This is a genomic window from Bradyrhizobium sp. (genome assembly GCF_016462955.1).
Taxonomy (GTDB): Bacteria; Pseudomonadota; Alphaproteobacteria; order Rhizobiales; family Xanthobacteraceae; genus Bradyrhizobium.
On record NZ_JAEMSD010000343.1, the window covers coordinates 1 to 7,530 of the forward strand.

The following is a 7,530-nucleotide window of genomic DNA, read 5'->3' on the forward strand; positions in this document are numbered from 1 at the left end:
CGCCACCGCGCGCCCGGGGGCCGATGCCGAGATCGGCGGCTTCGGCGGCCTGTTCGACCTCAAGGCGGCCGGCTTCAAGGACCCGGTCCTCGTGGCCGCGACCGACGGCGTCGGCACCAAGGTCAAGATCGCGATCGACACCGGCCTGCATGGCGGCATCGGCATCGACCTCGTCGCCATGAGCGTCAACGACCTCGTGGTTCAGGGCGCCGAGCCGCTGTTTTTCCTGGATTATTTCGCCTGCGGCAAGCTCGATCCCGACGCCACCGCTGCGATCGTCGCCGGCGTCGCGGAGGGTTGCCGCGAGTCCGGCTGTGCCCTGATCGGCGGGGAGACCGCCGAGATGCCGGGCCTTTACAAGGACGGCGATTACGATCTCGGCGGCTTTGCCGTCGGCGCTGCCGAGCGCGGTACGTTGTTGCCGCGCAAGGACATCGCCGCGGGCGATGCTGTGATCGGCCTTGCCTCGTCCGGCGTGCATTCCAATGGCTTCTCGCTGGTCCGCAAGATCGTCGAGCAGTCCGGTCTCGGCTTCGAAGCGCAGGCGCCGTTCGCGCCGGTGATGACGCTCGGCGGCGCGCTGCTGACCCCGACCAAGCTCTACGTCAAATCCTGCCTGCGTGCGATCCGCGAGACCGGCGCGGTGAAGGGGCTCGCCCATATCACCGGCGGCGGCTTCACCGACAACATTCCGCGCGTGCTGCCCAAGCACCTCGGCGTGGGTATCGACCTCGCGCGCCTGCCGGTGCTGCCGGTGTTCAAATGGCTGGCCGCGCAGGCCGGCATCGCCGAGCTCGAGATGCTGCGCACCTTCAATTGCGGCATCGGCATGATCGCAATCGTCGAGCCCGACAAGGTCGACGAGGTGATCGGGGTCTTCACCGAGGCCGGCGAGACAGTGGTGCAACTCGGCACCGTGATTCCGGCCGAGGGCGAGCACCGCGTCGTCTATAACGGCCATCTCGACATGACGCTGTAATGAGCGGCGCTGTGATGAAGCGCCGCGTTGCCATCCTGATTTCCGGGCGCGGCTCCAACATGGTTGCGCTGGTCAGGGCCGCCGCCGCTGCGGATTTCCCGGCGGAGATCTCGCTCGTGATCTCGAACAAGGCCGATGCGCTCGGGCTCGAACGGGCCAAGGCGGCTGGCGTCAAGACGCTGGTGATCGAGAGCAAGCCGTTCGGCAAGGACCGCGCCGGCTTCGAAAAGCTGTTGCAGGCGGCGCTCGACGAACACGGTATCGAACTGATCTGCCTCGGCGGCTTCATGCGCCTGTTCACGGCGGAGTTCACCCAAGCGTGGTACGGGCGGATGCTCAATATCCATCCCTCGCTGCTGCCGTCCTTCCCCGGTCTCGATCCGCACGGCCAGGCCTTGCGCGCCGGCGTCAAGCTGTCCGGCGCCACGGTGCATTTCGTGATCCCCGAGACTGACGCCGGCCCGATCGTGATGCAGGGTGCGGTCCCCGTCGGCGACAACGACACGGCGGACACGCTGTCCGAGCGCATCCTCGAGGTCGAGCATCGCATCTATCCCGAGGCGCTGCGGCTGCTCGCGACGGGCAAGGTTCGGATTGAGGGCGAGGTCTGCAAGACGGCGGGAAGCTCTGCGTCGGAGAATTTCCTGGTTGCGCCGGTGGTGGGCTGAAGCGTCGGCGCTGGCTCGTTGCCCCAAACAAAATCCCCCGGCAGAGCCGGGGGCAACGTCATGATCTCTCGGCGTACCGCGAGAACGATCAGGAGACCTTGAGGTTCTCCGCGGATGCCTTGCCGCGGTTCTCCACGAGGTCGAATTCAACCACCTGGTTCTCATTGAGGGTAGAGAGTCCGGCACGCTCGACGGCGGAGATGTGGACGAACACGTCCTTGTCGCCGCCGTTCGGCTTGATGAACCCATAGCCCTTGGTCGGGTTGAACCATTTGACGGTGCCCTTTTGCGGCATCGCTAGTCTCCTCCACTAGATACAAAAAAGACGCGGCCGCTTTTCGCGTGCCACGCCACAAACGGGCTTGCGGATGTCTGTTCGAGTCTTGAGTCTCAATGTCGCGAAACGCACAGCCGAGCGGCCAATTCCGATTGTGTCCGATATTGCAACATGAAAATCGCCCGTTAGCAAGCCGAGCGCGAATTTCAAGGCCGGGTCCGGTACAGCCGAGCGCAATTTGCGGCCTGTGGCAGCGGAACCACAATCGGCGCAATAGCCGTTGGCGGCGCATGCCAGCCGGTTGACCCCCCGTCGCAGTTCGGCACAAATCGCCGTAAGCGCCGCTGACCGTGCTGCTTTTCTGCGCGCCGCCCATTTGCTTCAGGATTTGCGTCATGCGCTGCGCCTCGCAGCCGACCGGAACACGGCAGACGATTGGACAGGACCGTGTCCGCCGGGTCGCGGCGGCGATGGCCATGGCATTGGCATTCGCCGTGATGATGGCGGCGACGCCCGTCCTCGCGCAAAGCCCGACGCCGACGCCCACACCGACCCCGACACCCACGCCGTCACCCACCCCGATCCCGACGCCGACCTCGATCAGCTACGATCGCTCGACCGGCAACGCTGCGCTTGGTCTCGGCTCGAACTTCCTGGAGCGGCTCGGCAGCCAGGCATCCGGCGGCGTCAACCGGGCGTTCCGGACCAATCCCGGCGGCGGCGGCGCATCGGCGGCGGCGGAAGATCCGCGCTACCGGACCTGGTTCGAGGGCTACGGCATGTCGGTGCGGACCGATGCGCAAGGCGACTTCGTCGGCGACAAGCGCAAGACCTTTGGTGGCGTTGCCGGTTTCGGCGCGAGGCTCGCGCCCGGCGTCAACATCGGCTTCTCCATCGACCAAAGCCGCACCGATATCGACGTGCCGCTGGCCCTGCAGTCCGCAACGCTCGACCTCACCCAGCTCGGCCTCAGCGGCTCGGTCGACAAGGGCCCGTGGACCTGGGCCTTTGCGGTCGTGCACGGCTTCGGCAAGGTCCATTCCAGCCGCGACACCGGCCTTGGCTTTGCGACGGCACGCTATGGTGCCGCCATCGACGGCGGGCTGACCGAGATCAGCTATTACTGGACCAAGGACCAGATGCGCATCGTGCCCAAGGGGGCGCTGGAATATGTGCGTGCCACCAGCGCCGCGTTCCAGGAGGCCGGCGGTCTCGACCCGCTCAATGTCGGCGCGAGCGCGCTCTCTCGCGCGCGCTTCATGGTCGGAGCCGAGATCGGCCGCTATTTCATCATCGGGCAGAAGATCCTCGACCTCTCCGCCTACGGCAAGTTCGTCGACAATTTCCATCAGGACCTGGGCTCCATCCAGGTCAGCCTGGGCACCCAGAGCATCGTGGTGCCCGGCATCGGCGAGAGTCGCCACGGCGTCGATGCCGGGGCCTCGGCTTCGCTCAGCCTGACCAGTGTGGCACGGCTCTACGTCAATTACGACGGCAAGTTCCGCAACGAGCTCACCTCGCACCAGGGCATGATCGGCTTCGAATATCGATGGTGAGCTGAAGCTCGCCCGCGTCTCAGGTTGGCGTTGCCGCGACGTATCCGGTCAATCCAAATCCCTCCCGGGCGGCCGTCATCATCGGCACCAGCGCGTCCGGATGAATGAACTCGTCGCGGAAGCAGGGATAGGTCCTGGCATCGAAGATCTTCTTCAGCCACTCGACCACGATCTTGTGACGCTCCGAGGTGCGGAACTCCTTGTGATAGGTGAGCCAGAGATCGGCGTGGTGGCTGACGCCGAGATCGACGGCGACGAGCGGGGCGCCGAGCGCGATCGACACCGTCGGCAGGAAGCCGATGCCGGCGCCGCGCTCGACCGCATAGAGCACGCCGACCGAGGAGTTGGTCTTGATGCCGACGATGCCTTCCAGCGACTGCAATCCGAGCACACGGGCATAGGCGCCGTCGTCGACCTGCGGTGCGCTCTGCTTGATGATGCGGTGGTTCTGCAATTCAGCCAGCGTTGCGGGCACGCCGTAGAGGCTTTCATATTCCTTCGAGACGAACGGATAGATGTGCAGGCGGCCGAGCTTGGCGACGATCAGGTCGGGATTGGTGGGCGGCTCGAGCTGGATGGCGATGTCGGATTCGAGCCGCGCGACGTCGGACTGCTCCATCGCGCAACGCAGATCGACCGTGATCTTGCGATAGGTCTTCTGGAAGTCGATCAGTCGCGGCAGGATCCAGAAATTCCCGGGGCCTTCCGTCACCGCGACGCGCACGGTGCCCGACGTGTCGTTCGACGATCGCGAGGCGCGGCGGAAGACGTTGAAGGCATGACGCTCCATATGTGCAACGTCGGCGATCATCGCGGTGCCTTCATCGCTGAGCGTGAGTCCGCTCTGGTCACGGAGGAATAGCTTGCACCCGATGCTCTCTTCGAGCCGGTCGATGCGCCGCATCAGGGTGGTGGAGGTGAGGCCGAGCTCTTCGGCTGCATTGCGAAAACTTTTATATTTTGCGCACGCTAAAAACAGCTTCAAATCGTCCCAAGACGCATCCAGGGCTTCTTCACGGTGCTGCATCATCGCAGCACCCCGGTGCAATAACTGCTGCATACTCCTGATCCCCAGCCGCTAAGCTGATCGGCATAGCGGGGCATGAAAGCCTCGAACGATAGAGGCGTGATATGAGTATGGAAAGGGGCTCGTTTGCCGCAAGGCACGATTTCGATGCCTTGCCGCTGAGTCCGGATGTCGATGTTCGCTGTGCGCAATTTTCCGAAATTGCGGAACTTTCGGAAATGGCGCACCGGCTGGTGCCCGGGGTGCAGATCGGCACGGGGGAGCTTGCGCGATACTTCACGCTCGATCCTCAGAGCATTCTGACGTTCAGGCGGAAAGGCAAGCTCGTCGGCGGCATGGCCTTCCTGTTTCTCAATGACTGCGGACACGATGCACTGCTGCTCGACGAGATCTGCCTCACCGCGCCCGAGACGCGCTATCTCGCGTCGGCGAACGAGGACGTCGCAGCCATCTACATCTGGGCGATCGCGGCGACGGGGCGCGGCATCGCCGGTCTCGGCAAGGCCGCGGCTCATCTGCGGCAGATAAGGTATCGCGGCGCGGATTGCTATGCGCAGCCGTCAACGGAGGCCGGACGCGATATCATGAAGGCGACGGGCTTTGTGCCTGTCCCGAGCTTTCAACCCGACCTTTGGTGCTACGAGCGCCCCTGGCATCGGCACCCCATGCGCATGCCGGGCGCGATCATCCAGTCAAGGAGCTTTGCAGATGCACGGTACTAGAATTCCTGTCGCCAAGCCCTGTTCTCGCGCCATCACCATCCGCCTCGCGCGCGATCCGAGCGACCTCATGCTCGTGACCGCCATCCGCTCGGCGGTCTATCTCGCCGAGCAGGATTGTCCGTTCGAGGAGGAGTTCGACGGCAACGACATGGTTGCCGCGCATTTCATCGGCTTCGTCGGCAACGAGCCTGCGGGCTGCCTGCGGGTGCGCTTCTTCGGCGATTTCGCCAAGGTGGAGCGGCTGGCGGTGCGTCACCAATATCGGCGCTCGCGCGTCTCGTTCAAGCTGGTGCAGGCCAGCGTCGACTATGTGAAGCGCAAGGGCTTTCGCAAGATCTACGGTCAGGCGCAGGACCGGCTGGTCGATTTCTGGGCCCATTTCGGCGCCAAGCCGCTCGGTCACAATCGCAAGATCACATTCTCCGATTTTTCCTACACCGAGATGCTGCTGGAGATCGAGCCGGGTCCGGACGCCATCACGCTGGACAGCGATCCCTATGTGATCATCCGTCCCGAGGGCGACTGGGATCGGCCCGGCGTGCTCGATGCCTCAGCGGGGCGGTCGGTGACCTCACCGCTGCGGGACCTCGCTCTCGCCGATCGCTGAAACGGGCGCAGCTGCGCGCAACACAATGCTGGCTTCCATGCACGATGACCCGCCGATCCTGGTCTGTGCGGATCTCCAGGTCGAGTACCTGACCCCCGGCCGCCGCCATGTCATCGTGGACGGCGATGCGACGGCCGCGCGTTGTCTGGAACTGCTGACGCTGTGGCGCGGCAATCTTTGGCCGGTGATGCATCTGAAGCGCATCGCGCAGGCGGCCTGGTTCAATCCGTCATCCAGGCTGACGGATTGGATCGCGCAGACCAGGCCGCGGCCGGGAGAGATGACGTTCGAGCACCCGCTGCCGTCCGCCTATAGCTCGGCGCGGTTCGTGGACCACATGTCCAGTATCCGGACGACGCGCTGCATTCTGGTCGGCTTTTCCCTGGACGAGACCATCCTGGCCACCGCCGTCGAGGGTTTTCACCGCAGCCATCGCTACCATGTGGTCGCTGACGCCGTGGCTTGCCGGCAGCCGGGCGCGGACGATGCCGTCGCCTACAGGCATGCGGTAGTGAATGTCATCGCGAATTTTGCTACGATCCAGTCCAGCGCCGAACTGGTCAGAGCCAGCGGCGCCGTTGCGGCGTAGGCTGCCGCGACCGGTGGATGGGGTGAGAATTGTCGCGGGGAGACGAGCTCGAGGAGCTGGCCAGCGATCTGACGCGTGCCGCCGAGCGGGCGCGCAGGCTTGGCCTGCCCACGACGGTCTATCTGCTCTCGATGGCCCTGGTCGAGGTGAGGGAAGCCGTCGCCGCGAGCGATGACGGGGACGACGGCGCGGCGTGAGCTGGCGTTCCGGCTGTGATGCCCGATTCCAGTCATGTGCGGCTTTGTGCATCGCTGCTGAGCGCTTGCCGCCCACGAATTGGCGTTGCAAGTTTTGCGCTGTGGCAATAGCCAAGTAGGCAGCCAAGTACTTGAGCGAGGTACTTGCCATCGACTGATGACGCCGGCTCTGCCTGCGATGCGACGCTTTCAAGGATCTCTAGCAATGTCCATGCTGCCCAATTCGCAAGAAGCCCGGGATGTAGCCTACCAGCTCCATGCCTACACCAACGCGCGCGCCCATCAGCAGGCCGGTCCCCTGGTCATCGAGCGCGGCGAGGGGCCCTACGTCTTCGACGCGAGCGGCAAACGCTATTTCGAAGCCATGGCGGGGCTCTGGAGCGTCGGGCTCGGCTTCAACGAGAAGCGGCTGGTCGAGGCGGCGTACAAGCAGATGCAGGCGCTGCCGTTTTACCACACGTTCTCTGCCAAGTCGCACGGTCCCTCGATCGACCTCGCCGAGAAGCTGGTGGCAATCGCGCCTGTCAAGATGAGCAAGGTGTTCTTCACGAATTCCGGTTCGGAAGCAAACGACACCGTGTTGAAGCTGATTGCCTATCGCTCCAACGCGCTCGGCCAGCCCCAGCGCAAGAAGGTGATCAGCCGGATGCGCGCCTATCACGGCGTTACCATCGCGTCGGCGAGCCTCACCGGCCTGCCGAACAACCACCGCTCGTTCGACCTGCCGCTGCCGAACATCCTGCACACGGGCTCGCCGCACTTCTACAAGGACGGTGCCCCCGGCGAGAGCGAGGAAGCCTTCGCGACTCGCCGTGCCGAGGAGCTCGACGCGCTGATCCAGCAGGAGGGGCCCGATACGATCGCCGCCTTCTTCGGCGAGCCGGTGATGGGCGCGGCGTATGACGAGT

At 64.6% G+C, this 7,530-nt stretch carries 10 protein-coding genes; 8 read left to right on the forward strand and 2 right to left on the reverse strand.

From position 1 onward, the window contains the following. On the forward strand, positions 1-979 hold a 979-nt coding region (gene purM, locus JHD07_RS27490; protein WP_291627768.1), incomplete at its 5' end, for a phosphoribosylformylglycinamidine cyclo-ligase. Positions 980-993: 14 nt separating this feature from the next. Next, on the forward strand, positions 994-1,647 hold the full coding sequence (purN, locus tag JHD07_RS27495) for a phosphoribosylglycinamide formyltransferase (RefSeq protein WP_291627786.1): 654 nt from the start codon (positions 994-996) through the stop codon (positions 1,645-1,647). A gap of 88 nt (positions 1,648-1,735) precedes the next feature. Here purN and JHD07_RS27500 read toward each other — a convergent pair whose 3' ends face one another. After that, complete coding sequence (locus JHD07_RS27500; protein ID WP_291627770.1) at positions 1,736-1,942, reverse strand: cold-shock protein; 207 nt, start codon at positions 1,940-1,942, stop codon at positions 1,736-1,738. Between the two features lie 377 nt (positions 1,943-2,319). On the opposite strand from JHD07_RS27500, the gene JHD07_RS27505 reads away from it, so the two are divergent. Beyond that, the gene (locus tag JHD07_RS27505) at positions 2,320-3,480 is read left to right on the forward strand and encodes an autotransporter outer membrane beta-barrel domain-containing protein (protein WP_291627772.1); all 1,161 of its coding nucleotides are present in this window, start codon (positions 2,320-2,322) and stop codon (positions 3,478-3,480) included. A 19-nt stretch (positions 3,481-3,499) separates the two neighbouring features. On the opposite strand, the gene JHD07_RS27510 is transcribed toward JHD07_RS27505, so the two are convergent. Then, complete coding sequence (locus JHD07_RS27510) at positions 3,500-4,540, reverse strand: LysR family transcriptional regulator (protein ID WP_291627774.1); 1,041 nt, start codon at positions 4,538-4,540, stop codon at positions 3,500-3,502. 71 nt (positions 4,541-4,611) lie between these two features. Between JHD07_RS27510 and JHD07_RS27515 the strand changes: the two genes are divergently transcribed. The 5 genes from JHD07_RS27515 to JHD07_RS27535 all read left to right on the forward strand — a co-directional run. Next, entirely contained in the window at positions 4,612-5,229 is a 618-nt protein-coding gene (locus JHD07_RS27515; RefSeq protein ID WP_291627776.1) for a hypothetical protein, read from the forward strand. Continuing rightward, positions 5,216-5,836: a GNAT family N-acetyltransferase gene (locus JHD07_RS27520; protein ID WP_025035882.1), complete on the forward strand. Its 621-nt coding sequence runs from the start codon at positions 5,216-5,218 to the stop codon at positions 5,834-5,836. Before JHD07_RS27515 ends, JHD07_RS27520 begins: the two co-directional genes overlap by 14 nt. 25 nt (positions 5,837-5,861) lie before the next feature. Next, on the forward strand, positions 5,862-6,425 hold the full coding sequence (locus JHD07_RS27525) for an isochorismatase family protein (protein WP_291627780.1): 564 nt from the start codon (positions 5,862-5,864) through the stop codon (positions 6,423-6,425). A gap of 29 nt (positions 6,426-6,454) precedes the next feature. Continuing rightward, positions 6,455-6,622 carry a hypothetical protein gene (locus JHD07_RS27530; protein WP_291627782.1) on the forward strand — a complete coding sequence of 56 codons (168 nt, stop codon included), beginning with the start codon at positions 6,455-6,457 and terminating at the stop codon, positions 6,620-6,622. 205 nt (positions 6,623-6,827) lie between these two features. Beyond that, the coding region (locus JHD07_RS27535) for an aminotransferase class III-fold pyridoxal phosphate-dependent enzyme (protein WP_291627784.1) at positions 6,828-7,530 on the forward strand (703 nt) is incomplete at its 3' end.

Bases quoted from the DNA above. Each gene is read 5' to 3' on its own strand.
- JHD07_RS27505 (WP_291627772.1), top strand. From the start codon at position 2,320: ATGCGCTGCGCCTCGCAGCCGACCGGAACACGGCAGACGATTGGACAG.
- JHD07_RS27520 (WP_025035882.1), top strand. From the start codon at position 5,216: ATGCACGGTACTAGAATTCCTGTCGCCAAGCCCTGTTCTCGCGCCATC.
- JHD07_RS27500 (WP_291627770.1), bottom strand. From the start codon at position 1,942: ATGCCGCAAAAGGGCACCGTCAAATGGTTCAACCCGACCAAGGGCTAT.
- JHD07_RS27510 (WP_291627774.1), bottom strand. From the start codon at position 4,540: ATGCAGCAGTTATTGCACCGGGGTGCTGCGATGATGCAGCACCGTGAA.
- JHD07_RS27525 (WP_291627780.1), top strand. From the start codon at position 5,862: ATGCTGGCTTCCATGCACGATGACCCGCCGATCCTGGTCTGTGCGGAT.
- purN (WP_291627786.1), top strand. From the start codon at position 994: ATGAAGCGCCGCGTTGCCATCCTGATTTCCGGGCGCGGCTCCAACATG.
- JHD07_RS27515 (WP_291627776.1), top strand. From the start codon at position 4,612: ATGAGTATGGAAAGGGGCTCGTTTGCCGCAAGGCACGATTTCGATGCC.